Genomic DNA, 19,580 nt, shown 5'->3' with positions numbered 1-19,580 from the left:
ACGCGGCAAGCTGGGCACGGTAGCCGTCGCGTGGTCAGTCGGTGTCGGCCGGGCGGGAGCCGGGCCTACGTGCCGTTGCGAGCAGCGCGCTGCAGTGGTCCCGCAGCAGATCGGAGGGGACCGCGCCGAGTGAGACGTCCCGGACGACCCGACGCAGCTCCCCGTCCGGGGAGCCTGCCAGCGCCTGGAGTACCTCGAACTTGTTCCGCATCGGCACATTGGGATCGGACACGAAGTCCCGGGCTGCGGCTGCCGCCGGTGCGTGCTGCATCTGGGCCAGGGTGATCAGCACCTTGGTCTGGATGTAGCGGTGGGGTTCCCTGGCCAGCTGTCCGAGCAGGTCCAGCACGTCCGCGCCGCCCAGGTGCTGCAACACCCGGACCGCGCCGACGCGGACCATCGGCGACGCGTGCCGGGCGGCGGCGATCGCCCGGTGGGCGGCACTCGTCTCAGGCAGCAGGCGGCCCCGGGTCAGCGCCAGCGCGCGGAGCTGGACTGCCGTCGCTTGGCGGGCGTCAGCCGCCAAGTCCGTCAGCACCTCCCTGGCCCGCTCCGGGTGCGCCCGGCACAGCACCTCCAGTGCCCGGACGCGCGAATCCTCGTCGACTGACGCGTCCGTCAGCAGTTCCTCCAGTGCCCGGCACCCCTCCTTCGGGGCGATCTTGCCCAGCGCGCCGGCGGCGCGGATCCGCGCCTCTGGACCGAACGCCGACCGGGTGAGCCGCTCCAGGCAGCGGCGTGCCCGGCCGTCGCCGAGGTCCGCCAGGAGCGTGCCGGCCCGCACCCGCATCTCCTCCAGCAGCTCCGGGTTGTCCAGCACGGACAGCAGAGCGTCGGCGGCCTTGCGGGTGCGGAACTGGTCGAGGCGCTCGGCGGCCCGGATCTGCGATACCCGGGGCGCCGAAGGGTGCAGCGCGATGACGGTGAGCGGGTACAGCGCCCGGGAGTCTCGTACGTCGTCCAGCGCCTCGGCGGCCTGCAGGCGCAGACCGGTCCCGGCCGCGGGGTCGCCGGTCAGAGCGTGCAGGACCTCCCGGCCGCGCGGGTCGGAGAGCGAGAGCAGCGCCCGGCCCGCCTGGAGCCGCTCCGGTCCGGTCAGCCGCTCCGTCGCCGCGATCGCGGCCAGCGCGTCGGCCGCTCTGGGGTCGCCGTGCCGGGCCAGCGCCTCGGCCGCCCGAAGGATCAGCGCCGGCTCGTCGGATGGCCCGGTCAGCAGGTGGGCCAGGGTGTCCACGACGCGGGGGTCCCGGAGCCGGGAGAGTCCGTCGGCGGCCGACAACCGCAGGAGGCGGTTCTCCGAAGGGTCCTGGGCAACCCGGGCCAGGCACTCGATGGATTCCTTCCCGCCCAGCCATTCCAGGGCCTCCAGCGCCCGGCTGCGCGAGGACACCGGACGCTCCCGGTCCCCGGCGGCCTCGCGCAGGTACCTGAAGGCGAAGTGCGGGTGAAGCCGGGAGAGCGCTTCCACCGCGGCGGACCGGACATGGGGGAGGGCCGGGCCGTCGGCGGCGATGCCGAGCAGGATGGCCACGGCGCTGTCGGGCGCGGTCCGGTCCAGGCACTCCGCGGCGCGCAGCCGGTCCACCCACCAGGTCTCGGAGGACCGGGCGAGGTCCGCCAGCGCCCGCGCGCCGCGCTCGTCACCGAGCCGACCCAGGATCTCGGCGGCCCTGATCCTTCGCCCCGCGTCTGCTTCCTCGTCGCCGGCGACGGAGACCGGCAGCTCATGGGCGTCCGCGGCGCCGAGGTCCGCGAGCATCTCCGCGGCGTGCAGCCGGGATCCCAGGTCGTGCGTGGGGAGCGCCGCGAACGAAGATATCTCCGCGGTACCCCGGGCATCCCCGAGGTCCACCAGCGCCCGGGCGGCCCGCAGCCGGTCGAACGGGTCGCGCCGCTCGTCGCGAACCACCGCGAACAATTCCCCCTTGGCCACCCGCAACACCCGCCGGGGGAGGGCGGCGCCCTCGCTGCTCAGCCGGGCGACGTACTGGGCGCCGTGCAACTCCCTGGCCCAGTGCGCGAGCAGCCGCGCGAACCCCGGACGGCCGGACCAGGAGGAGACGAGGAAGTCGACGTAGGGACTCTCGGCGGCGGCCAGCGGGGCCACCCGGCGTCTGCGCGGCCAGCCGCCGATGATCGAGCGGTAGGCAGTCCGGTTCCGCTCGGGGTTCCCGACCGTGGCCTGCGCCGCGAGGTGTTCGAGCAGCGTCTGGTGGACGAACTCCAGACTGCCGCCCCGCCGGACGACCAGCCCGCCGCGCAGCAGTATCTCCTCGCACAGCGCGCTCCACCGCTCGCGACAGAGCGAGGCGGGCCGGAGGTGGCCCGTCCACCGTTCGATCAACTGCCGCTCGGGGGTGATGTCTCCGCGGTACTTGGCCAGTGCCAGCTCCCGCAGGACGTGATCTGTCAGGGCGCCGAGTCCTTCCGCCGCGCGGGCCCCCTCGGCGCCGTGGCGGTCCAGTACGGCGTGCGCCTGCTCCAGCACGTTGGCCCGCTCGCCGTACTGCTTGGCGCGGAGCAGGTCCATGAACCGCGTGTACAGCGCCCAGCGGCCCCGGGGCAGCGGCTCCTGGCCGGAGTCGGCGTGCAACTGGCAGAGCATGGTCGCCATCAGCGGCACCGTCGCCAGGTGCCGCACGCTGGGGATCCTGACGTGATCCAGGAAGGCGGTGGTCCTCGCCTCTGGCTCCGGCAGGCCCAGGGCGGTGAACCAGGCGCGGGCGAACCCGGGCAGCTGCTGGAGGTCGAAGGGCAGCAACGAGCAGCAGCGGAACCGAGGTTCCGGTAGGTCCCGGACGTCGAGGGTGGGCCTCGTCGCCAGGACGAACCGGAACTGGTGCGCGTACGCGTCCTGTTCCCGGATCGAGGCGAGCTTGCCCAGGACGCGCTGCCGCCCCTCCGGGCTCATCACCTCGTCCAAGCCGTCCACCAGCAGCAGCCAGCGCACGCCCGGCGCCGGGGGAGCGGCGAAGAGGTCCTCGCGGATAGGCCTGACCAGCCCGGCGCCGCTCAGCTCCCGGGAGACGGCGTCGTGCAGGAGGCTCGCGAAGGGCCGGTCGCCGACCAGGTCCGCGGCCCTGACCAGGACGGGGACCGAGTGGTAGAAGTGCTCCTCGGTCCACCTGCGGGCGACGGTGGTGATCCAGGACCGCAGCAGACTGGACTTCCCGAAGCCCGGTCCGCCGAAGACGATCACGTCGTCGGGGTGGTCCAGGAGCCCGTCGGCGGGGGACCGCGCCTCGTCGTCCGGCACCGGGGCGAGACCCCGGTACGCCGCCGCGTGCTGGTGGACGTAGACCGTGGACAGCGGCGGCGGCACCGTGCCGGGGACGACGCCTGGGTAGGGGTGCTCCCGGGCGGCCCGCGCGGAGATGTCCAGGAACTCGCGCAGCCGCGGTCCGAGGAAGGGCCAGCCGCCCGCCTCGATCTGCGCGTCCGACAGCGTACCCAGCCAGGTCCGGCAGTCGGTGCTCCACCGGCTGTCGCACCAGCCGGGATCGAGCCTGACGGTCAGCTCACGCGCCCCGACCATGTGCGAACTGCCGGTCCGGTCGGCGGTGGTGAGCATGCCGGCCACGCACCCCGTCCGGCGGTTGAGGACGGGGCTGCCGCTGAACCCGGCGGTCACCACCGTGCCGCGCAGCCGGTGCAGGCTGTTCGGCCGCTCGAAGGCACGGGCGGACGTGCCCTCGTAGGTGAAGGTCGCGGACTGCCCGGCGCGGAACATGCCGGACGGGTGCCCGTGGGTCCACAGGGCGTCCCCGACGGCCAGCCGGTCCGACAGTGGCAGGGCGGCAGGGCTCTCCCGCCGGTCGGCGTCGATGACCTGAAGGAATGCCAGGTCGAGCCCGTCCCCCGGGGTCAGGAAGTACCGCTCCGGACATGCCTGGAGTTCCAGGACCAGCGAGCGCGAGGCGATGCGGCCCACGATCCTGCGCGGCAGCTCCGCGGCCGAGGCGGCCACCACGTGGGCGCACGTGGCCACTACGCCGGGCGCCACGAAGAAGCCGGTGCCCATCAGCGGTTCGCCGTCGGGCGAGGGCACTTCGAGTGCGACGACGGAGTCCAGCAGCGCCGACTGCTGCCTCCCCGGGGGAAGGCCCGTCACGCCGAGGTGCTGTCCCATTCGAGCGTGACCTTGAACGCCGACTTGGCGCTCGCCTTGCCGATGGCGGCCACCAGAGAGCCCGACTCCAGGGCGATGTCGCAGCCGAACTCCAGCGTCACTTTGCTCGCCGTGCTCTGCCGGGCTTGCTCGCCCACGGCCCGCGCCACCGCGTTCAGCCCCGATATGACCTGGTCGAGGCCGGGGCGACGGGCGCCGATCTCGGTCTCCTCGCCGTCCACCGCGGCCTCGGCGGAGCCTGCGAACACCTGGATGCGCACCCCGTCCTGGGTCACCGGGACCACCACGGTCTCTCCCACGGTGCGGTCGTGCTCTGTCATCGTGCGTCCCCTCCAGGCGTCGGCCCGAACGTCTGTGACGAACCCGGAGCGGGCCGTAACGACATCGTGGCACAGCGCACTGACAGCGCGTGGCCGCCGGAGATAACCAACCCCCTTCGCGCGGCGGGACTCGGCGGTCAGGCGAGCGCGCTGCCCCGCCCTCCACTTCTTCCAGGAGGGGTTCCAGCCGCTTTGAGCCCGTTGGCCGGGTCGACGGTCTTGCCTGCGAAGTTCTGAGGAAAGTGGTATCGGTTCGGAGGACGTTGGCCCAGGGCAGAGAGCTCCGGCAATGAACTGGCAGGGAGCTGCGCCACTGCCCTGCACGCTGAAGCCCGCACGCCGCTACCGCAGGGCGACAATTGGCCGTCCGTGCCCGGAGGCGGTGGCCAAGCGCTCTGGCAGGACGGTCCGACCTGGCACAGGTTGTCGGAAGCGCCTTGTGCGTCCAGGTGGTCTAGATCCAGAGTGTTTACGCAGGTCAGGTTCTTGAGGGCTGTTCGGTCGGCCGCAACGTCCGTCGTCTGCCTGTGACGCCGATGGCGCCCTGCGGGGGTCCGGCGCGTCGGCCGGCCCCCGCAGGGGCTACGTCACTGCACGATGATGTACAGGGCGTACCGGGTTCCCTTGCGGATACACGTGTGGTTTTCGCCGGCCATCGCCGTCCCGGCGATGTGGCACGCCGTGCTGCTGGGGTAGTACCCGATGAATACGTCGCTGGCCGCAACTGCTGTCTCGTCTATGGAGGAAGCCGTCGGCGCCGCCTGCGCGGTGGCCGCAGTGGTTCCGAGTGCGAGTGCGGCGCCGAGCGCCAGGCTCCCCATGACAGTGCGAATGCGCATAACGATCTCTCCTTTGCCTGCGTGTTTTCTGTGTTGTGCCGAGCATTTGCGTGGTTCGGACGAGGGCATAGGGCGGCTGATCAGTGCGCCAGGCGGGCGGCTGCGCGAGGAATTCTCCGTACAGCCGCGCACGGACAAGCGCCCAGCGCCGTGGCTGGCCGAAGCGATGGATGCAGACCCGCGGGCGGTGCGAAGACTGGCTGTCGCGCTGTACGACTGCCACCGCGTCGCGGTGGCCCCCTACTGGCGACGTATCGACCAGCACCTTCAGGGGGAGGTGGCACGGCGTGGGCGGCTCATGGTGCAGGGCGGGGTGGGGAAACTGCTGAACAGCCTGCGCCCGATGGCCGTGTGGAACCCCCCGGTGCTGGAGATCCCGGACTATCGGCCCCTGACCCACCCGGAAGCCGACTTCCACACCTCGGGCCGTGGACTCGTTTTGGCTCCCTCGGTATTCTGCGGGCCGATTCCCCAGCTGTTCACCAGCCCCCAGGCCGAGTCGGTTCTCATGGTGTATCCGGCTCTGAACAACCCTGTCGACGCGGCTGCCCTATGGGCTCCTCCCGCCGATACCCGCCGGGGCGATGCTCCGGTGCCACCAGCTCTGTCCGCGCTACTCGGCCGTGCCAGGGCCCTCGTGCTGTGTGTCATAGCCGACCATCCCGCGTGCACTACTACGCAGCTCGCACAGCGAGCGCGCATATCGCCAGCCAGTGCCAGCGAGCACGCCACCACCCTCCGAAGCGCCGGGCTGACCACTCTCACACGGGAGCGGAAAGCTGCCCTTCATACGTTGACTCACCTCGGCCTCACCCTGCTGAACACCAACGGTTCGGCTCCCCCCAGCGCCTGAACTTAGGCCTGTTGCCCGGCGCTGAAGGAGTAGATCGCATGCTTGGTGGCCGAGTGGACGCTGTTGTCCTTGCGGGGCACTCGGCCCGTGAACGAACTGACGCTCACCAGGTCGTAACCCGTGTGCTGGGGCGCCCAGCCGAAGCAGGGAATGGCTCCCAAGGCCATGTCGGAGTCCTGAGTCCCGGGCGTCCACACAGTCCGTGAGACGCGTGTGAGAGCACGTGAGACGAGAAGCCCCGCCGGAACGCTCGGCGGGGCTTCTCCGCGCGGCATCTCACCCGTGACCAGCAGTTACGGGACAGCGTTCAGTCACAGGGCGCCCAGCCACCGGATCGGAGGTGTGAAGGCGGCGAGCCCAGTCAGGCCATAGTGCTCGGCACCCGCTGCAAGCGTTCTGGCCAAGTCCTGCTCCGTACTTGACCGGTGTCTCAATTCGTCGAGCATGGCATCGCCCACCTAAAGAACTGGAGGGCCCGTCCAAGCCGTCGCTGGCCTGCTGCCTCATCACCAGATCACCGACCTGGCATCGGCACGGCAATTGTGAACATCGAGCCCCACCGAAGTCCCGGACGTCTCATCGCCTACTGTGCACGAGCTCGTTAGTCGCTGTGAGAGATGTCTATGCTTTTGGTGGTCGCGATTATGCTCGTGCCTGAAGCTCATGTTGTCCGGTAGCGCTTCACAGACGTGTGACCCCGCGCGACAGCCTGCCGGGCGGCCGCGTTTGGTTACCTGATGGCCGCGTAATGTGATGCAGGGCGGGCTGCAATGCTTCGCAGTACAATGAAAATGGTTTTGGGTTGGGCTTCCACCAGGGCCGGGGCGATTGCTACTGGCGGCCCACCAGCGCACAACTCGAGACAGCATGTCTCTGTCCTCCCCTTACCCGGCTTCTCCAGCCGTGGTGGACGCCGTGCGCCCTCGCGACGGGCGAAGCGGGCTTCGCGTGAGGAGCCTGAAATGAACGGCAAATATTCGAACATCGAAGCAGGGCGTCTTCCAGCCGATGCCAACTGTCCCGGTCGCGGACTGGGATACGCGCCCGTCGCGGTCGCGGTGGTTCCGTCGGCTGGCGACTGGACAATGGTCGGAACCGACGACCGCATGCGTTACTGCATGAGGCAACTTGTCGACCGGTACGGTTTTCCGCCCGCAGGCGCCGCCGGGATCGTCGGGAACTTGTGGGCAGAGTCGGCCATTCTGCCGAATCGCATCGAGGGCAGCTCGCCGTCCACCCCGATGCGAGCGAAGAACTTCGCCGGAGTAACCACGAATTTCGCAGCCGCCCAAATCATGGATCGGAAATCACCTCATCAGGGGCCCAAGCTACCCGGCGTCGGCCTCGCCCAGTGGACTTCGCCCTCTCGGCGGTCGGGACTTTTCAGGCACGTTTACAACGGATCTCCGCTCGGGGCGGATGTCCTGTTGAACATGGATGCCCAACTGGACTATCTCGACCACGAATTGCGTACGAGCTACCCCGGAGTCCATCAGGTTCTTTCCAGCCCGGTGGTGTCGGTTGAGGCTGCAAGCGACGAAGTCGTTTACAACTACGAAGTTCCGGGGGCCATTCTCGGCGGCCACAGCAAACTGCCACGTGCCGACGCCCGCGTGCAGACGGTCTTCAAGCAACGCCGCTCACCATCGAACAGGGCACTGACCGCCTACCAGTCAGGTGGCGGCCCCGCCGGCCCCGCCACCTTCGAGCCGTTCCCTGGTGAGTCGTTCTTCGACACGGGACGGAAATCGCCGATCATCGCCGCAATGCACCATCGGCTCGTCGCCGAAGGCTGCAACCGGTACCAGTCGAGCGTCAACGCCGACGTATGGGGTCCGGGCGATGTGAAGTCCTACGCCGCCTGGCAGGAGAAGCTCGGCTTCGAAGGTGACGATGTCAACGGCATCCCCGGCAAGACGAGTTGGGACACACTGCAGGTCCCCAACGTCTAGGAAGCTGCCTTCGAGGAACGGTTCCAGTACCTTTCCCTCGCGGGGAAGTCGGGAGATCGACCTGCGGATTCGACCGCTACATCAACCAGCAGTTCTACGCCTCGACTCAGTGGCCTCAGATTCGAGACCAGATCATCGTTCGTGACAATGGATGTGACCTTGGTGTGGACGGCTACGAGATTCACGACCGTATCTACATCCACATGAAATCGATGACGGTTGACGACATCTCGACTGGTGACGCGAGAATTCCTGATCCAGAGCACCTGATCTCAACAACCATCGAACCCACCACGCCATTCACTACGGCGACGAGAGAATTCTTCGCCGGCCGCTCGTCGATCGTAGAACTGGCGACGCAAAGTTGTGGTAACTGAAAGGACGGCGTCATGCCCGAGAAGACCTTCGATGACGAGGACATGAAGGCGGCCCTCGAGAAGACCGACACCGCCGACGGACCCGGCACCGACAACCTCGATGACCTTCCGGAGAGTGACTTCGTCGCCTTCGCCGAGGGCGGCGTCGAGAACGACGCGGAGGACCCCAAATGACCGCCATCATCGCTTACGACCGTACCGTCGCGAACCTCATCGACAAGCTCAGCGCGACGGGCCACGTCACCCACAAGTCCTACAGGAAGACGTCGGTCACGCTGCACCACAATGCCGGCCGGTATTCGCACCAGGGTTTGCTCAAACTCTGGACGAAGCGTCCGGCTTCGGCCCACTTCGACGTGGACGCCGCCGGTGCCGTCGCTCAGTACGTCAAGGTGAACGAGTACGCCTGGGCCGTCGGCGACGTGCCCGGCAACCAGAGGTCGATCAGTATCGAAATGGCGAACGCAACGCTCGGGCCCGGCTGGACGGTCGCCGAGGTCACCTGGACGAACGCCGCACGACTAGCTGGCTGGCTCTTCGCCAAGGTGATCGGCGAACGCCCCACCAAGAGCAACCTCTTCTACCACCACCACTGGTCCTCCACCGAGTGCGCCGGCCCGTACATGGACCAGATCTACGACAAGGCCCTCGCGGCGGCTCAGGAGGCGTACGACCACTTCAAGGATTCACACCCCGCCCCCGGGCCGGATACCGAGCCGTTCCCTGGTGAGTCGTTCTTCGACACGGGACGGAAATCGCCGATCATCGCCGCAATGCACCATCGGCTCGTCGCCGAAGGCTGCAACCGGTACGAGTCGAGCGTCAACGCCGACGCATGGGGTCCGGGCGATGTGAAGTCCTACGCCGCCTGGCAGGAGAAGCTCGGCTTCGAAGGCGACGATGCCAACGGCCTGCCCGGCAAGACCAGTTGGGACAAGCTGCAGGTCCCCAACGTCTGACCGTCCGGACACGGCCCGTCAGGGCCTCGTACGCCTCCTTCCTCGCTCGTTGAGTTGGGCGTCGGGTATCGCAGACGCCCGCTGCGGTGTTCACGCGGTCGGGTTCGCCGCCGTAGATCAACGCGTGACGGCCGCCTACCGCCCGTACCCCGGAAGCCGGCCGTCGTGAACTCCTCGTTGGGGGACACCGGCGACGATTCCGGCGGCGCGTTCCAGGAAGCTCAGGGGCGCACGCGAATGACGGTCTTGCCCTTGCGCCGCTCGGTCGGGTTGAGCGCGGGGACGGCGTCGTCGAGGGTCGCGACGGTTCCAATGTGCGTGCGAAGGCGCCCGTCCCGTACCCGGTCGACGATCTCCACCAGCTGACTCGGAACGGACTCGACGACGAAGTCGACCGCGAGACCGTCGACAGGGCGAGTCTCAGCAGGCCCGACCACCGACACCAGCGTCCCGCCAGGCCGGATGATGCTCGCCGAGCGCCTCTGGATGTCACCACCGATGACATCGAAGACCAGGTCCCCTCCGATGTCTTCGAGATCCTCGTGGTCGAGGGCGAGGAACTCGTTCGCGCCGAAGTCGAGCGCCGCCTGACGGTCCGGCTCCCGCCCGGTACCGATGACGTAGGCGCCGAACTCCCGGGCGAGCTGCGTCACCACAGATCCGACCGCGCCGGCGGCGCCGTGTGCGAGGACGCTCTGCCCCGCCTGAAGACGACCGTGCTGGAACAGGCCCTGCCATGCGGTCAGGCCGGAGATCGGCAGGCTCGCACCCACCGTGAAGTCGACGGCCCCGGGCAGTGGCGCGAGGTTACGTGCCTCCACGGCCGCGTACTCGGCCAGGGTTCCATCGCGGTGCCAGTCCGTGATCCCGAACACCCGCTGGCCCAGCGAGAGTCCCGTCGTGCCGTAGCCGAGGGAGGTGACCACTCCGGCGAACTCGTGGCCGATGATCGCCTGGGCCCGGTCGTGACCGGAGCGATCGACCCACGTCGAGGGCCACTCCCACTCTGCCGGGACGAAGCCCGACGCATGGACTTCAACGACGACGTCGTTGATCGCCGGCGTCGGCTCAGGCCGCTCCGCCAGCTTGATCCCGGCCGCTTCCGCGCCCTGATCAGTCGCGACGATTGCCTTCATTTCTCTCTCCACATACCTCGTGCTCGCTGGCCCTGTGCTCGGGTCTGTGACTGTGTGCTTTTGTCCAAAGTAATTGTCAATTCCTATGGATCGATGGCGCCGCCCGGTGATGCGCTGAGGTGTTCGTGAAGCATCTGCCAGGTTCCGGCGTGGTTGACGAGCACGTAGGTGCCGCGGCCTCTTCCTGATCGCGGCCGGCCGTCAATGGTTCCGGTCCAAGCGAATCGGTAGCGTCATACACGGGCCAACGGGTGCGCCCTTCGCCATGGTCGCGGCCAGCACAGACATCGGACTCATTCATCCAGGATCACCTCGTACCGTGACCGGGGAACGACGACAGCGGTGCGCTCACGCACGGCCTGGCTCCCCTCACTCGTCACGGAACGCGCGGCGCGAGAACGGGGCGGCGCGCACTGCCTGGTGAGAACCGGTCGGCGGCGGAGCACTGGATTTCTCTCTCCCGCCCGCACCGGCCCCGGCATCCTTGCCTACCTGGCCGCGGGCTCCGCGGGCAGGTTGAAGACGTGGCCCGGCGTGACGATCTTCGTGATCTCCTCGCCGAAAAGCGTGGTGGGCTCCTGGTTGTCATGGTCGATATCGGTGTTCAACAGGACGACGAGGGTCGCCCGTGCCGACGGCAGATAGACCACCAGGGACTCGTAGCCCGGCAGCGAACCGTTGTGCCCGATCCACCCCTGGACGCTGAAGATGCCGAGGCCGTACCCGATGCCCGGGATGGGGGTCGGGGGAGTGGTGAGCCGCTGCTTCTGCAGGTCGGGACTGATCAGGTCGCCACCGCCGGGCAGTTTGCCCGTGGCCACCGCACGCGCCCATACGCGCAGGTCCTGCAGATTGGAGATCATCCCGCCGGCCGCCCAGGCCCATGAAGGGTTCCAGTCGGCCGCGTCCTGGATGTCGCCGTTCGCGGTCTGGGTCGTGTATCCCTGCGCGTGCGGGGTCGGGAACGTGGCGTCGACCGGCAGGAGCGTGTGGTCCAGGCCGGTCGGTTCAAGGAGGTCCTTCTTGATGTAGTCGTGCAGTTGCTGACCGGTGACCTTCTCGATGACGAGGCCGAGCAGGATGAGGTTGGTGTTGGAGTACTCGAACTTCTTTCCCGGCGGGAACAGGACATGATTCTGGAAGGCGTAGCCGAGCAACTCCTTCGGGGCAAACGGCTGGTGTGGGTCGGTCGTCAGTGCCTCGTAGAAGGCCTCGTCCTTGGAGTAGTTGAACAGGCCGCTGCGCATCCCGGCCAGCTCGCGCAGGGTGATCTTGCTTCCGTTGGGTACGCCTTCGACGTACTTCCCGATCGGATCGTCCAGGTTCACCTTGTGCCGGTCGACCAACTGCAGCAGCGCCGTCACGGTGAACGTCTTTGTCACGCTCCCGATCCGCGTGTACAGATCCGGGGACATGGCCTGGCCGTTGGTCTGGTCGGCGAGCCCGAAGGACCGCACATAGTTACCGTCGGGCGTCCACAGTCCCACGGTCACACCCGGGATGTTCGCCTCCCGCATGATCCGCTGGACGACGGCGTCGAGTTGCTGCGTCACGCCAGGGGTGATGTCACGGACCTCGTCGGGGGACGCCGATGTGGAAACGGACGGCGACGGTTTCGCCAGCACGGCGGGGCCACCGCACCCGGTCACGCCCGCGATCGGCAGTGCGAACATCCCTGCCGCGGCAGTCGTCGCAGCAGCCCGACACAAACGCGAATGCGTCATGGAGTGACTCCCCACCATGCGAGGCCACGTTCCGCAACTCCGAGCACGAGCGTGTGTGCACACCCGTGTGAGCACGAGCGCGGGATGAACATGTGTCCGCATACGGCGCGACTGCACAGAAGCCGCAGGTCACAGCAATGCCCTGGGCCACGGGCCGCAAGGTCCTGAACCTCCAGCATAAGAGCGCCCGCGCCCTGCCGCGCGTCGGCGCCCGACGCAATCCGGTCGGCGCCGTCCGGGTGATCCCCTCAGCCTTGTCCTCAGCCCGGAGCCCTGGAGCCCTGTTGTCGGCCTCGCGCCTGCCGGGCGACGCCTGGCCTGTCCCGCGGGCGGACGACGGGAGTTACGACAGGGCCCGGCGCGGCGCCGCCGTGGTCGCGCGGACCACGAGTCGCGGCACGATGACGGTCTCGGGGCCCGGCGCCGTCTCCGCCTCCATCCGGGCGATGGCCCGGCCGAGGGCGAGTCCCGCCAGCCGCTGCCCTACGCCGGTGATCCACGCAGCCAGCGCATGCGCGTGGTCGGCGGCGTGGGTGCGCAGGGCTTGGTGCAGAGCAAGGGTGTCGGCCGTGATCCGGTCGAAAGTCTCCGCGGGGTGGGGGGATCGGCCACGGATCTCCGTGAGGTGCCCGGCGAGACGACCGGCACCCTCGAGGGTCTACGAACCGTTCGGAAGGTCACGCCACTGCACCCCGGTTGCACTCGGTGCAGAATCCCGTCGATCACCTGCCGGTGGTCCCGCCACCTGCCGCTGGGAGGCGGATGTGGCTGGCGGGCGGGTTCTCGCCCGCCGGGCCGCGCTTTAGACTGCGACCGCTCCGAAATCTGGCGATCTTTTGGAGGGTGTGCAGGATGAGCCGAACTCTCATGGCCGCATTGGCTGCGGTGGCACTGGTCGTGTCCGGGGGCAGTGTTGCCTCTGCTTCCGATGTCCCGCCGCGCACCACGCACGGTCCTTGCCAGTACACCCAGACCCCGGACGAGCCGGCGGCGCGGCGGGTTCCCCTGCCGCCCGATCCGCGGCACACCCCCAGTCACGGCACGGTCGGTATGGCTGTCCGGACCAGCCAGGGCCCGCTCCCGCTGCGTCTGGACCGGGCGAAGGCGCCGTGCACGGTCCAGAGCTTCGTACACCTGGCGCGGCACCGGTTCTACGACCGTACGGTGTGCCATCGGCTGACGGCGTATCCGACGCTGAAGGTCCTGCAGTGTGGCGACCCGACCAGTACCGGTGAGGGTGGGCCGGGGTACAAGTACAAGGACGAGCTGCCGGTGGACCTGCCGCCGGCGCCGAGCGATCCGACCGGCGTCCGTCGCCTTTACGGGCGCGGCTTGCTGGCGATGGCCAACGCCGGGCCGAACACGAACGGTTCGCAATTCTTCGTTGTCTACGGCGACTCCGCGCTGCGACCGAACTACACGGTGTTCGGCACGGTCGGAGCCGCCGGCCTGAAGTCTCTCGACAAGATCGCCGCTGGCGGTATCGAACCAACTGCGCAGGACCCGGCGCCTGTCGACGGCACGCCTGTGCTGCGGACCGAGCTGCTCAGCGTCCGGCCGTCCTGCCGGCCCTGACTGCAGGCGCTGCGCGGCCAAGGCCCCCGGGAGAACGAGCCGCGCAGCTCGGAAGGCATCCGCCGCTACCTGAGCACCCTGCGGCCGGTCCTCCCCCACCTGCTGGTCACCCAGAAGACCGCCCCCGACCCGGACTACCCGGCCATGCACCGGATCACCATGCAGAAGGTCCTGCCCACGGGACAGACCCTCGACCGCTTGCGCCAGGACCGGATCCTCAACGAAGCGTTCACCACCGGCGACCCGTTCAAGCTCATGAGGCTCTTCGGCATCACCGAACAGACCGCCATGCGCTACGTCGGCACCGCCTACCCAGAGCGAACCGCGAAACTGCCCACGTAGCGGGCACCCGCCGAGCCCCATGCCGCAGCGAAAGCCCGTGGCGGTGTGGCATCGGGTCCGGCATCATCCCTGTGTGATGGTGATGCAACCCGTTCTGGAGATCTTCGCCGCAGACGACTTCGCGCTCTGGCCGGTTGGCGAGCACGAGTCGTACGGCTACCTCGTGCTGGACGGGGAGCTGACTCCGGCGGAGGTCGGCACGACGGTTATGCGGATCGCCGACTGCAACAACTTCGAGCCGGAGGAGGAGCACGGGACGTGCCCGACCGACCCGCTCGGCGCATACCTGCACGGGCTGCTCACCACGCCCAACCTGTTCGCCGCCGGCGGGTTCCGGGTGACCGTCCGGCAGTTGATCATCGGCGGCCGGTCGATGCCGACATGTCGGCGGTCTCTCGGGGATCCACCGGAGAGGTGACGAAGCGATGGGAACCGGTGCCGTGGGGAACAGTTACGAGGACGAGTGTCGCCGGTCGTTGGCCGAGGAGCAGGCGAAGAGCCTTGCCGGGACCAACAACTGGGAACATGTGGACAGGGAGCGGGTCCACCAGGACTGGGACGTCCTGTACCGGGAGATCACGCCTTTCCTGGACGGCGGCTCCCTGCCCGGAGACCAGCAGATCCAGGAGTTCGTTCGCAGGCACTTCGACATCGTCTGCCGGTTCTACACCCCCTCCAGGGAGGCTTACGTCGGCATGTCGCTCTTCTACGCCGAGGACGAGGCCATGAGGGCGTTCCACGATTCCTACCACCCCGGGCTGGTGGAGTTCCTGGGCGCCGCGATCAAGGTGTTCGCCGAGCAGGGGAGCGGGTTCGCCCCCAGCGCAGGGGAGGCTTCGGCGTAGTCGGGCGACACGGGGCGATCAGGTCATAGACCGTCGTTCGTGGGCCGAACCGTTCGGGCAGGTCCTGTAACCGGTTCGCACCCGGTGGAGAATCCGGTCGATCACCTGCCGGTGATCCCGCCACCATCCACAACGCCGGTTACTGACCGGCAGGAACGGCCGCAGCCGTTCCCACTCGGCATCTGTCAGATCACCCCGCCCCATGTCGGCGACGACGAGCCCACCGGCCGACAGGCACGTGATCTGCCGAACAGGCCCCAGCGTGCGGGCCTACTTCGCCGGGTTCGTCAGCTCCGTGCCGAAGCGGCCCTTCGTCGCCGGGGAACCCAGGTCACTCGGGTCGATGAGTGACGAGTTCTTGGCGCTCAGTCCGTCGGTGCCCGCGTACAGCAGGGCCGCCGCGCCGACGCCTTCGGCGCGGTTCGGGATGCCGACGGCCAGGTCCGCCTTGCCGTCACCGTTGTAGTCGGCCGGCGAGACGGACGTACCGAACTTGTCGTTGCCCTCCATGGAGCCAGGGACGCCCTCGGTGTCGAGCGAGAAGGTCTGCGCCCCCTCGTCGGTCAGCCAGTTCGCGGTGCCCTTGAGCACGTTGATGGCACCGGCGTTGTTATAGCCCCCGGGCGCCTCGGCGCCGGTGTTGCTGACCACCAGGTCGTCGTGGCCGTCGCCGTCGAAGTCGGCGAGCCGGATGGCCTCGCCCTCCTGCGCCTTGCCCTTCCAGTCCACCGGCTTGGCGGAGTCGAGCCCGCCGGCGGTGCCGGGGTAGGTGCGCAGCTTCTGCTCCTGCGGACCGTCCGAGAAGCCGGTGTCCGTGACGACGTCCGCCTTCCCGTCGCCGTTGATGTCGCCGACCACGGGGCGGTACTGCGCGAACGGCAGCGGGATGTCCTTGCCCAGCGGCGTCTTCTTCAGGCCCCCGGAGGAGCCGGGCAGCACGCCGAGCGTGCCCTCGTCGGAGGGCGAGTCCTCGGAGGCGACGGTGACGAGATCGGTGTAGCCGTCCCCGTTGATGTCGCCGGAGGCCAGGTGTTCGACGCTGACGCCGCCGCCGGGCGGGGTGACGCTGGTCATCTTCGGGGTCGCGGTCTGCCGGAGGTTCTTCGCGCCCTTGACGAGCTGCACCTTCGTGCCGTCGGAGATGGCGAGGTCGCTGAGGCCGTCCTTGTTGTGGTCGCCCACGGCTATCTGGTCGCCGAAGTGCGCGTTGGCGGCGACCTTTGGCGCGTGGAAGGCGATGGCGTCGCCGGACAGGCCGCTCTTGGAGCCGAAGACGATCGTGACGGAACCGGCCTGCGTGGTGCTGCCGATGGCCTCGTTGTTCGCGGCGACGATCAGGTCGGCGTAACCGTCCCCGTCCACGTCGCCGCGCACCACGGTCGAGCCGAAGCCGTCCTTGGCCTCCGGGGTGCCGGGCACGCCCGGGCTGGCCTGCGTCAGTGTGCTGTGCCGCTTGGTGTCGATGCCACCCTCGGCGCCGTAGGTCACGCCCACGTAGCCCGCCTTGGACTTCCCGGAGACGGCGCCCTCGGGCGCTCCCACGCCGAGGTCTGCGTGGCCGTCGCCGTCGAGGTCGCCCTGGGTGATCTTGCTCCGCTTGGCAGCACTCGTGGAGGGCTGGTCCTGGCCCCGCCCGTTGCCGTCCGTCGGTGCTGCCATGGCGCTGCCGGCCACGGCCGCGACCAAGGCGGCGCCCAGAGTGCCTGCCACCATGCTCCTGGTTCGGTTTCGCACAAATCCTCCAATGGGTAACACATCGATCGCCCCTCGGACCGTCCCTCTGAGCTGTGGGGCCGGTGGGACGGAAGAGGTGCTACAGAGACAGACAGAAACAAAAGCGAGACGGTTGCAGAATGAACGGAAAATAACTCGGTCCAACACACTCGCGCAGCGCACGGCAACTCTGCTCCGGGGCGCCGCACTTGGCGCCTGGCATCATCCGCCCCTTGATTCACTCCTTCATGCCGCACGGCGAGTGGCCGACCAGCGTTCCGGTGATGTTCAACCGCCTGCCCCGGCGACCGGTCTTCGGTGGACGCGGTACGCGTCGTGCCCACTCATCGTTCGTCAGACCGCCCCGCACTATGTCCGGGGCCGGAGTTGCGCAGGTCGTACGTCGTCCGAGATCCCGTTTCCCGCCACCGGGCCGCCGTCGCTCTCGCTCTGGGACACTGAGGGCGGTCGGGAAGATCGGGAAGAGTTGCCGACGGCACGTAGACGTAGGGCATCTGGATGTCCAACAGGACTACGTCCGGCCGGTGTCGGCGGGCGAGCCCGATGGCCTCGTGCCCGTCACTCGCTTCGGCGACCACCTCGACGTGCGGGTCCCTGGCCAGGATGGCCCCGCACACCCGCCCGGACCATCGCCTCGTCGTCGGCCACCAGGACCCGGACCGGCCGGCTGCTCGGTGTCGTCTCTTCCACGCGGCGAGCCTACGTTTGGCGCACCACCGTGCCAACGGTGATCTCCGCAGATCCGCCCCGGGGAGGGGCGCACCCCTGACGAAGGGCAGGGTGCGGCTTCCGTTCGACCAATGGGCGTCGGCGCCGCGGACTCCTAGCGTCGTTGCCGCACGGGAAACGAGGCGGCCGCCCTGGGGCAAAGCCCACCGCGTGGCGGTCGGTGTGTGCCGCCGTCGACTTCCGCGTGCTCCATCCCGCGGTCCGCGACCGACATGAAGGAACTCTGTGATCACCCTCCGAGGACTCACCAAACGCTACGGCGACACCCTCGCCGTGGACGAGCTGTCATTCGACGTCCAGGCCGGCCGTGTGACCGGCTTCCTCGGCCCCAACGGGGCGGGGAAGTCCACCACGATGCGCATGATTTTGGGCCTGGACCATCCCACGCGCGGGCGGGCCCTGATCGCCGGCCGACCCTACGCGGCCCTGCGCCGGCCGCTGTGTGCGGTTGGCGCGATGCTGGACGCGCGGGCGGTCCACCCGGCCCGTTCCGGCCGCACGCACCTCGTCGCCCAGGCCCGGGCCAACGGCATCCCGGTACGCCGCGTGGATGAGGTGCTGGAGAAGGTGGGCCTGACCAAGGCGGCGCGCCGGCCGGCAGGTACGTACTCGCTCGGCATGAGCGGGCGACTCGGGGTGGCGGGCGCCTTGCTCGGCGATCCGCCGGTGCTCGTCCTGGACGAGCCGGTCAACGGACTCGACCCGGACGGCGTGCGGTGGATCCGCAGGCTCGTCCGTGACCAGGCGGCGGAAGGACGCACCGTGTTCCTCTCCAGTCACCTGATGAGCGAGATGCAGCTGACGGCCGATCACCTCGTCGTCATCGGCCGTGGCCGGCTGCTGAGCGACACCTCCATGACGGAGTTCCTCGCTGCCGCCTCTCCCGCGTCGGCGCGCGCCGTGGCCCGACTCCGAGGAGAAGGCGACGCTGGTCCGTCATCTGATGACGGCTGAGGGGGTGAGCGTCGAGACGTCCGCGTCCGGCGAACTCACCGTCGAGGGCCGCACCGCCGCCGAGATCGGCGACCTGGCCCATCACCGCCGAGTCCGGCTGCACCAGCTCAGGGACGTCCAGGTCTCGCTGGAGCAGGCGTACATGGACCTGACCGCTCGCAGCGTCGAGTACACGACGGGCGGCAGCGTCGCGGACACGACCGTTGCGGCCGCGGCACCGAAAGAAGGGGAATGACAGTGACCAGCTCGACGACATCCAGCAGGCGAACGGAACCGCCTCGAGCCGTGCCCGTCACTCCTGGTCGGGGCACACTTGGTGGCTTCGCCGGGGCGATCGCCTCCGAATGGACCAAACTCTTCTCCGTCCGAGCCCCCTACCTCTGCCTGCTGGCGGGCCTCGCGATCACCGTTGTCTTCACCTACTACTACGCCTCGATCGCCCGCATCAACGAGCATGCGATCCAGCCCGTCGGGAACGCAGCGGCCTCCTCCGCCGCCCTCGTCCAGTTCGCGGTCGTCGTCCTGGCCACGGTCGCGGTCACCTCCGAATACTCGACGGGAAGCGTGCGCGCTTCCCTGCTGTCGATGCCCCGGCGGCATCATGTCCAGGCGGCGAAGGCACTGGTGGCGGCCGTGGTCGCGTTCGTCGCCGGCGCCACGTTCGCCGTCGTGGGCACGGCGGTGGCCTGGCCGGCGTTCGGCGGACGGGCCTCCTTCGAGGTCGGCCCGAGCCTCCTGCAGGTCCTCGCGGTCGGTCTCTACCAGGCGCTGGTCGCCGTGCTGACCGTCGGGGTGGCATTCGCCACGCGTCACCCGGCCGGCGCGCTGTCGATCCTCGTCACGCTCCTGTGGGCACTGCCGAGCGTGCTCCTGGGACTCGGCGGCCCGACGCTCGCGGACCTCAACGACCATCTGCCGCAGGGATCCGGAGACCACTTCATGCGCCTCGGCGCGGACCCAGAGCAGCGTCCGACCGCGGCACGGACGAACTGAGGCTGGACGACCTCAAGGCCATGCAGCAGAACTGACCGACGTCACCCACTGATGCCCACGGACTGGACGTCCGTGGGCATCAGCGCGTACAGCTCCCGCTACGCCGGGCCGCCGGCGCG

General features: G+C 68.9%; 19 protein-coding genes and 2 pseudogenes. 11 read left to right on the top strand and 10 right to left on the bottom strand.

Going from position 1 to position 19,580, the window contains the following annotated elements; translation table 11 throughout:
• Positions 1 to 34 precede the first annotated feature (34 nt).
• The 3 genes from Scani_RS18325 to Scani_RS18315 all read right to left on the bottom strand — a co-directional run bounded on the left by Scani_RS18325 (position 35) and on the right by Scani_RS18315 (position 5,288).
• Positions 35 to 4,129 (bottom strand): HEAT repeat domain-containing protein, encoded by a 4,095-nt coding sequence (locus Scani_RS18325; protein ID WP_159477337.1) that lies wholly within the window; start codon positions 4,127 to 4,129, stop codon positions 35 to 37.
• The gene (locus Scani_RS18320; protein WP_159477334.1) at positions 4,108 to 4,449 is read right to left on the bottom strand and encodes a CU044_2847 family protein; all 342 of its coding nucleotides are present in this window, start codon (positions 4,447 to 4,449) and stop codon (positions 4,108 to 4,110) included. The genes Scani_RS18325 and Scani_RS18320 overlap by 22 nt, the downstream gene beginning before the upstream one ends.
• Before the next feature lie 587 nt (positions 4,450 to 5,036).
• Positions 5,037 to 5,288 (bottom strand): hypothetical protein, encoded by a 252-nt coding sequence (locus Scani_RS18315; RefSeq protein ID WP_159477331.1) that lies wholly within the window; start codon positions 5,286 to 5,288, stop codon positions 5,037 to 5,039.
• On the opposite strand from Scani_RS18315, the gene Scani_RS18310 reads away from it, so the two are divergent.
• The gene (locus Scani_RS18310) at positions 5,281 to 6,141 is read left to right on the top strand and encodes a winged helix-turn-helix domain-containing protein (protein ID WP_246295978.1); all 861 of its coding nucleotides are present in this window, start codon (positions 5,281 to 5,283) and stop codon (positions 6,139 to 6,141) included. The two genes, Scani_RS18315 and Scani_RS18310, sit on opposite strands and share 8 nt — an antisense overlap.
• A gap of 2 nt (positions 6,142 to 6,143) precedes the next feature.
• Here the strand turns inward: Scani_RS18310 and Scani_RS41055 are convergent, their stop codons facing one another.
• A complete protein-coding gene (locus Scani_RS41055; protein WP_246295976.1) occupies positions 6,144 to 6,308 on the bottom strand; it encodes a hypothetical protein in 165 nt (54 codons plus the stop codon).
• Between the two features lie 795 nt (positions 6,309 to 7,103).
• Between Scani_RS41055 and Scani_RS18300 the strand changes: the two genes are divergently transcribed.
• The 4 genes from Scani_RS18300 (at position 7,104) to Scani_RS18285 (ending at position 9,429) form a co-directional block, all read left to right on the top strand.
• Complete coding sequence (locus tag Scani_RS18300) at positions 7,104 to 8,093, top strand: phage tail tip lysozyme (protein ID WP_159477328.1); 990 nt, start codon at positions 7,104 to 7,106, stop codon at positions 8,091 to 8,093.
• A gap of 164 nt (positions 8,094 to 8,257) precedes the next feature.
• A complete protein-coding gene (locus Scani_RS40260) occupies positions 8,258 to 8,470 on the top strand; it encodes a hypothetical protein (RefSeq protein WP_174872720.1) in 213 nt (70 codons plus the stop codon).
• A gap of 12 nt (positions 8,471 to 8,482) precedes the next feature.
• A complete protein-coding gene (locus tag Scani_RS18290; RefSeq protein WP_159477325.1) occupies positions 8,483 to 8,644 on the top strand; it encodes a hypothetical protein in 162 nt (53 codons plus the stop codon).
• Positions 8,641 to 9,429, top strand: coding sequence for a peptidoglycan-binding protein (locus tag Scani_RS18285; RefSeq protein ID WP_159477322.1), 789 nt, complete (start codon positions 8,641 to 8,643; stop codon positions 9,427 to 9,429). The genes Scani_RS18290 and Scani_RS18285 overlap by 4 nt, the downstream gene beginning before the upstream one ends.
• A gap of 221 nt (positions 9,430 to 9,650) precedes the next feature.
• On the opposite strand, the gene Scani_RS18280 is transcribed toward Scani_RS18285, so the two are convergent.
• From Scani_RS18280 to Scani_RS18270, 3 genes are all read right to left on the bottom strand, one after another.
• Complete coding sequence (locus Scani_RS18280; protein ID WP_159477319.1) at positions 9,651 to 10,565, bottom strand: NADP-dependent oxidoreductase; 915 nt, start codon at positions 10,563 to 10,565, stop codon at positions 9,651 to 9,653.
• A gap of 83 nt (positions 10,566 to 10,648) precedes the next feature.
• Complete coding sequence (locus tag Scani_RS42150; protein ID WP_159482199.1) at positions 10,649 to 10,771, bottom strand: nuclear transport factor 2 family protein; 123 nt, start codon at positions 10,769 to 10,771, stop codon at positions 10,649 to 10,651.
• 282 nt (positions 10,772 to 11,053) lie between these two features.
• Positions 11,054 to 12,289 carry a serine hydrolase domain-containing protein gene (locus Scani_RS18270; RefSeq protein ID WP_159477316.1) on the bottom strand — a complete coding sequence of 412 codons (1,236 nt, stop codon included), beginning with the start codon at positions 12,287 to 12,289 and terminating at the stop codon, positions 11,054 to 11,056.
• 867 nt (positions 12,290 to 13,156) lie between these two features.
• Between Scani_RS18270 and Scani_RS18265 the strand changes: the two genes are divergently transcribed.
• The 4 genes from Scani_RS18265 to Scani_RS18250 all read left to right on the top strand — a co-directional run bounded on the left by Scani_RS18265 (position 13,157) and on the right by Scani_RS18250 (position 15,051).
• Positions 13,157 to 13,864 (top strand): peptidylprolyl isomerase, encoded by a 708-nt coding sequence (locus tag Scani_RS18265; RefSeq protein WP_246295975.1) that lies wholly within the window; start codon positions 13,157 to 13,159, stop codon positions 13,862 to 13,864.
• Positions 13,865 to 14,008: 144 nt separating this feature from the next.
• Positions 14,009 to 14,206 carry a hypothetical protein gene (locus tag Scani_RS18260; RefSeq protein ID WP_246295974.1) on the top strand — a complete coding sequence of 66 codons (198 nt, stop codon included), beginning with the start codon at positions 14,009 to 14,011 and terminating at the stop codon, positions 14,204 to 14,206.
• Positions 14,207 to 14,279: 73 nt separating this feature from the next.
• Positions 14,280 to 14,624 (top strand): hypothetical protein, encoded by a 345-nt coding sequence (locus Scani_RS18255; RefSeq protein ID WP_246295973.1) that lies wholly within the window; start codon positions 14,280 to 14,282, stop codon positions 14,622 to 14,624.
• A gap of 7 nt (positions 14,625 to 14,631) precedes the next feature.
• Positions 14,632 to 15,051: a TipAS antibiotic-recognition domain-containing protein gene (locus Scani_RS18250; protein ID WP_167538119.1), complete on the top strand. Its 420-nt coding sequence runs from the start codon at positions 14,632 to 14,634 to the stop codon at positions 15,049 to 15,051.
• Between the two features lie 18 nt (positions 15,052 to 15,069).
• Here the strand turns inward: Scani_RS18250 and Scani_RS18245 are convergent, their stop codons facing one another.
• The 3 genes and pseudogenes from Scani_RS18245 to Scani_RS18235 form a co-directional block, all read right to left on the bottom strand.
• Positions 15,070 to 15,255 carry a transposase gene (locus tag Scani_RS18245; protein WP_159477313.1) on the bottom strand — a complete coding sequence of 62 codons (186 nt, stop codon included), beginning with the start codon at positions 15,253 to 15,255 and terminating at the stop codon, positions 15,070 to 15,072.
• A gap of 66 nt (positions 15,256 to 15,321) precedes the next feature.
• Positions 15,322 to 16,764 carry an FG-GAP-like repeat-containing protein gene (locus Scani_RS18240; protein ID WP_159477310.1) on the bottom strand — a complete coding sequence of 481 codons (1,443 nt, stop codon included), beginning with the start codon at positions 16,762 to 16,764 and terminating at the stop codon, positions 15,322 to 15,324.
• Positions 16,765 to 17,273: 509 nt separating this feature from the next.
• Positions 17,274 to 17,415: pseudogene (locus tag Scani_RS18235) on the bottom strand (response regulator); the annotation flags it as partial.
• Positions 17,416 to 17,739: 324 nt separating this feature from the next.
• On the opposite strand from Scani_RS18235, the pseudogene Scani_RS18230 reads away from it, so the two are divergent.
• Both Scani_RS18230 and Scani_RS18225 read left to right on the top strand, forming a co-directional pair.
• Positions 17,740 to 18,703, top strand: a pseudogene (locus Scani_RS18230) (ABC transporter ATP-binding protein).
• Between the two features lie 50 nt (positions 18,704 to 18,753).
• Positions 18,754 to 19,461, top strand: coding sequence for an ABC transporter permease (locus tag Scani_RS18225; RefSeq protein ID WP_246295972.1), 708 nt, complete (start codon positions 18,754 to 18,756; stop codon positions 19,459 to 19,461).
• Positions 19,462 to 19,580: the final 119 nt, after the last annotated feature.

This window comes from Streptomyces caniferus, assembly GCF_009811555.1.
GTDB lineage: Bacteria > Actinomycetota > Actinomycetes > Streptomycetales > Streptomycetaceae > Streptomyces > Streptomyces caniferus.
Note: the sequence above shows the minus strand (reverse complement) of the source record. Positions and strands in the feature narration are given on the sequence as shown.

Bases quoted from the DNA above. Each gene is read 5' to 3' on its own strand.
- Scani_RS18325 (WP_159477337.1), bottom strand. From the start codon at position 4,129: ATGGGACAGCACCTCGGCGTGACGGGCCTTCCCCCGGGGAGGCAGCAG.
- Scani_RS18320 (WP_159477334.1), bottom strand. From the start codon at position 4,449: ATGACAGAGCACGACCGCACCGTGGGAGAGACCGTGGTGGTCCCGGTG.
- Scani_RS18310 (WP_246295978.1), top strand. From the start codon at position 5,281: ATGCGCATAACGATCTCTCCTTTGCCTGCGTGTTTTCTGTGTTGTGCC.
- Scani_RS18315 (WP_159477331.1), bottom strand. From the start codon at position 5,288: ATGCGCATTCGCACTGTCATGGGGAGCCTGGCGCTCGGCGCCGCACTC.
- Scani_RS41055 (WP_246295976.1), bottom strand. From the start codon at position 6,308: ATGGCCTTGGGAGCCATTCCCTGCTTCGGCTGGGCGCCCCAGCACACG.
- Scani_RS18300 (WP_159477328.1), top strand. From the start codon at position 7,104: ATGAACGGCAAATATTCGAACATCGAAGCAGGGCGTCTTCCAGCCGAT.
- Scani_RS18290 (WP_159477325.1), top strand. From the start codon at position 8,483: ATGCCCGAGAAGACCTTCGATGACGAGGACATGAAGGCGGCCCTCGAG.
- Scani_RS18285 (WP_159477322.1), top strand. From the start codon at position 8,641: ATGACCGCCATCATCGCTTACGACCGTACCGTCGCGAACCTCATCGAC.
- Scani_RS18280 (WP_159477319.1), bottom strand. From the start codon at position 10,565: ATGAAGGCAATCGTCGCGACTGATCAGGGCGCGGAAGCGGCCGGGATC.
- Scani_RS18270 (WP_159477316.1), bottom strand. From the start codon at position 12,289: ATGACGCATTCGCGTTTGTGTCGGGCTGCTGCGACGACTGCCGCGGCA.
- Scani_RS18265 (WP_246295975.1), top strand. From the start codon at position 13,157: ATGGCCGCATTGGCTGCGGTGGCACTGGTCGTGTCCGGGGGCAGTGTT.
- Scani_RS18260 (WP_246295974.1), top strand. From the start codon at position 14,009: ATGCACCGGATCACCATGCAGAAGGTCCTGCCCACGGGACAGACCCTC.
- Scani_RS18250 (WP_167538119.1), top strand. From the start codon at position 14,632: ATGGGAACCGGTGCCGTGGGGAACAGTTACGAGGACGAGTGTCGCCGG.
- Scani_RS18245 (WP_159477313.1), bottom strand. From the start codon at position 15,255: ATGGGGCGGGGTGATCTGACAGATGCCGAGTGGGAACGGCTGCGGCCG.
- Scani_RS18240 (WP_159477310.1), bottom strand. From the start codon at position 16,764: ATGGTGGCAGGCACTCTGGGCGCCGCCTTGGTCGCGGCCGTGGCCGGC.